Origin of the sequence: Shigella sp. FC1567 (genome assembly GCF_001743015.1) — a bacterium.
GTDB classification, from domain to species: domain Bacteria; phylum Pseudomonadota; class Gammaproteobacteria; order Enterobacterales; family Enterobacteriaceae; genus Escherichia; species Escherichia coli.
Genome location: NZ_MIIV01000396.1, coordinates 1 through 470, shown reverse-complemented (window position 1 = coordinate 470; position 470 = coordinate 1). Strand labels below are relative to the sequence as shown.

2 pseudogenes are annotated in these 470 nt (G+C 52.3%); both read right to left on the bottom strand.

From position 1 onward, the window contains the following. Nucleotides 1-145: pseudogene (locus BHE85_RS18520) on the bottom strand (site-specific DNA-methyltransferase); the annotation flags it as partial. Beyond that, nucleotides 138-470, bottom strand: a pseudogene (locus tag BHE85_RS18515) (IS1-like element IS1X2 family transposase); the annotation flags it as partial. The pseudogenes BHE85_RS18515 and BHE85_RS18520, both read right to left, overlap by 8 nt.

Sequence of the window (470 nt, the reverse complement as noted above, 5' to 3'; positions counted from 1 at the left end):
CATCGTCGCCCTTCCACTGGTTATCCCAGCCCTCAGGCTTCACTTTAAAGTACGGCGGGTCCGTGACTATCAGGTCAACAGAATTTTCGGGTAACGACCAGATAAATTCCAGGCAGTCGGCGGGTAATGACTCCAACTTACTGATAGTGTTTTATGTTCAGATAATGCCCGATGACCTTGTCATGCAGCTCCACCGATTTTGAGAACGACAGTGACTTCCGTCCCAGCCTTGCCAGATGTTGTCTCAGATTCAGATTATGTCGCTCAATGCGCTGAGTGTAACGCTTGCTGATAACGTGCAGCTTTCCCTTCAGGCGTGATTCATACAGCGGCCAGCCATCCGTCATCCATACCACGACCTCAAAGGCCGACAGCAGGCTCAGAAGACGCTCCAGTGTGGCCAGAGTGCGTTCACCGAAGACGTGCGCCACAACCGTCCTCCGTATCCTGTCATACGCGTAAAACAGCCA